Source organism: Thermoactinomyces sp. DSM 45891 (assembly GCF_900119485.1).
Lineage (GTDB): Bacteria > Bacillota > Bacilli > Thermoactinomycetales > Thermoactinomycetaceae > Baia.
In genome coordinates, this window is the sequence record NZ_FPJZ01000039.1 from 1 (window position 1) to 3,509 (window position 3,509).

The window sequence follows — 3,509 nt, forward strand, 5'->3', positions numbered from 1 at the left end:
AGTTTGAGCTAAGCTCAATTTAAAGTAATTAAACAGGTCTTGGTTCATTCACTCTTTAGTTTTCAAGGAACACATTTCTATATTTGCAAAACTTAAATCATCTTATCACTACTGATTCATCTTGTCAACAAGTAATTTTAATCAAGTTATTACTTGTCTGTTTATCTTGCATGTTTTTGACTATCAGCAACGTCAACGTTGATTAATATAACACGTCCAAAATACCAACGTCAACATATTTTTTCATATTTCGTGTTAGTTCTTTTTATTTTGCCAATGAGTCCTAGACATCTCTTATTTACCTAGGACTCATTGTTTATTTAAGATAAGATGGGAAATCTTATTAACAACATTGCTACTAACATCGTTACCATCAATCCGATCATAACAGGAATTAGATTTCTTCTAGCTACTTCAATCGGATCCACTCCACAGATGGCTGCCGCCGGCAATATGGCCCAAGGTACAACTGTCCCTCCCCCAATCCATATCGCCACAATTTGCCCCAGCGAACTCAGCGTCGCAACTCCCCACTCGATCCCCCCAACAAAGATGTGTGAAAGTTGACCAATCAAGGCAATTCCTGAATAACCAGATCCATCTAGCCCAGAAACAATTCCAATCGCTGTTATAAGAACAGCCCCCATCTCTGGAGTCACCATTGCTGATTTTGAGATCGCTACACCAAAATCAGCAATAATCCCTTGAGACCCATATGGCAAAACTTCTCCAAAAATATCTAAAAATAATGTTCCTCCCAAATAGAAAAAAGATGCAATCGGAATGACTGGTGTAAATACTCTAAATGCAAACTGGAACCCACTTACCAAGTATTCGGTTGTTTGCGTAAAAGCTTTTTTATGATCAAAAAGTAAATTTGTGATAATTAAGATAAAAATAGAGGTTCCTAAAATAAGTGCAGTAGCCTCATCTCCTTGTAGATCTGCATAAATTAAAGAACATACATTTAATGAGAATAAGAGCACGATACAAATAGACCATCCTAGTCCGAGTGCCTTCGGCAAATGTTTCCTAGGTTTCTCATTTTGAAGGAGATCTTCTACATATAAACGATCGGAAATACCTGTTGTAAATGTCATAGTACCATTTTTCATATCTCTTCTTATCAGATAGAAGGATACCAAAGTCGTTACCAAGCCCATTACAATGACTAACGGGACACTAGCCATCATCACATCAGCAATCGGGATATTGGCTGCTTCGGAAGTTAACTTAGGTGTCCCTTGAATCAAATAGTCCCCTGAAAGTGCGATTCCGTGCCCAAAAAGGTTCATAGAAATCGCAACTGCTATAGGGGGTAGTCCGACCCTAATGGCAGCTGGTAATAAAAATGCCCCGATTAAGGCCACAGCTGGCGAGGGCCAAAAGAACCAAGAAAAGACCATAATGGTGATACCAATAATCCAATAACCTGTAGAATAATTTCGAATCAACTTTGAAAATGGCGTAACGAGGATTTTATTTACTCCCGAGATATTCAGAACTTGAGTCATACCTACTATTACTGAAATAACCAGTATGATACTTAATAATTGATTAAACGTATAAAGAAATGAGCTAAAAATCGAGCTAGTTGCAAGTAGCAAGTCTCCTGTCGCGACTAAACCTAAAATAAATATACTAATTGTACAAATGATAGCTGTATCCTTTCGATATATCATGCTTACTACAATTACAATCACCATAAGTAGGTATAGCCAATGAATCAAAGTTAGGTCAACGCCCATATCTCTCCCTCGTTCATATTTTATTTTGGAACATTCTAACTTTATGTTTGAAACTATCTAATCATTCTTTTATAAAAAAATACCCTAACTCATCGCTAGAGTACTCTAAGTAAAATATTCATGAAAAGCATATATCCAATAACTGTCTTAATCTCTTCTCATAGGTATTCTCCCGTAACGTTCTCTTTAATGCGTTCCTTTTCACTCTCTGTCTTTCTCTCTCATTTTTTAAATAGTATTCAATTTTATTTACAAATTCATTAGGATCTTTAAATGTTTCTATCTCCAATCCTGGTTTATAAAATTCATTTAAATCAGGTCGAATATCAGTTAATTGAAATGACCCACAACTAGCTACTTCAAATGTACGATTATTGATAGACAGGGCAGGAACTTGAAAATAATTTAAATTTTCATTATGTTCCCGATGAAGATTGATTACGATTTTAGCACCATTGTAGTAACGAGCTGCTTCTTCGCCTGGTGTCCATCCAAGTCGAATCTTATTTTGTAATAAAGAATAATTTTGAATTTGATCCCAATATAATCCCACTAGGAGTACATTCTTGGTGAGAAGATACGATGAAATGGAGTTAAAAAAAGCAATGCGACGTGCTCCGTATAAAGATCCAACAAAGCAGATATCCGACTGATAAAACGGGGCTACATTCATGGGGCGAAAAACCTCAGGATCTGTTGCCAATGGAAGATGAAAAACGTTTTGACATCCTATCTTTTGATAAAATCTAATACAACCTGTATCTATGGTAAACACATAATCATAATGGGTTGCAACTTCTTTTGAAAGATCGATAAAGTATGGATCGTCAGTGGCCCATAAAGCTGTTTTAATTCCCGATTTACGGATTAAAGAAATTTTCTGTGCAAGATATCCATTATGACCCAGTAATACCATAACCAAGTCTGGTTTAAACTCCTGAACAACTCGTAGTATGTCGTCCCCTTGGTTAATAGTAAGGTTATGATGGGTAATCATACTTATAGCCTTAGCGATGGACTGCTCTATCGGCCCATACGGAAATTGTATACCAGTATTTACAAATAGGATTCGTTTGTTTTGATAGAGGCTGTTTTTCGCTTGTATAGCATCTTGTTCCATTTGTTTTATATTCTTCTTTTTTATAGAAACAGGCTTACCTAACTGATCCCTCCCTCGTATGACAATGTTACAGCAAGGATGTTTGCCGTCACGAAAAACCCCGATCCAGTCCACTCGAGCGTTATTTTTTTGTTCATACTTCTTCATCATCTCTCGAACAATCTTCTTAACATGAAACCTATATTCTTTTATCTCATGTCTACGAAAAGAAATTGCAATTTTATAGGCAGCAATCCCCTGATTCTTTTGTCCTATTACTTTCTTCATAAAATCATTTCGATTAACCTGGTTTTCATGTTTATCAAAAAGTCTGTTTTGTTTATCTTTGTGTTTAATATCATTTCGAAGAGCTTTAATGGAGATTGATTTTTTGGAGTTTGTAATCTGATAGGATCCAGTTCTCTTTACTTGTATAGACATCTCCATCCTCCTCATTGGGTAAAAAATCTATACTCAGTTGTACAGAAAACAATAAACTATTTTTCATTACTTTATTCACTACCATAAGATACGTTTGTATCAAAACCTATATTTATCATTCTTTACATAACAAAAAAGCACCCAGTTCACTGAGCACTTTTTTGTTATTATGTATGCCTGGCGACGTCCTACTCTTCCAGGACCCTGCGGTCCAAGTACCA

2 protein-coding genes are annotated in these 3,509 nt (G+C 35.9%); both read right to left on the bottom strand.

Annotated elements, in window-relative coordinates; genetic code table 11:
- Positions 1-320: 320 nt before the first annotated feature.
- A complete protein-coding gene (locus BT147_RS14785; protein ID WP_072337067.1) occupies positions 321-1,748 on the bottom strand; it encodes a hypothetical protein in 1,428 nt (475 codons plus the stop codon).
- A 118-nt stretch (positions 1,749-1,866) separates the two neighbouring features.
- Positions 1,867-3,288 carry a CgeB family protein gene (locus tag BT147_RS14790; RefSeq protein WP_177239871.1) on the bottom strand — a complete coding sequence of 474 codons (1,422 nt, stop codon included), beginning with the start codon at positions 3,286-3,288 and terminating at the stop codon, positions 1,867-1,869.
- Between the last annotated feature and the right edge of the window lie 221 nt (positions 3,289-3,509).

What these genes read in the sequence shown, in the direction of transcription:
- BT147_RS14785 (WP_072337067.1), bottom strand. Translation starts at nt 1,748, where the DNA reads ATGGGCGTTGACCTAACTTTGATTCATTGGCTATACCTACTTATGGTG.
- BT147_RS14790 (WP_177239871.1), bottom strand. Translation starts at nt 3,288, where the DNA reads ATGTCTATACAAGTAAAGAGAACTGGATCCTATCAGATTACAAACTCC.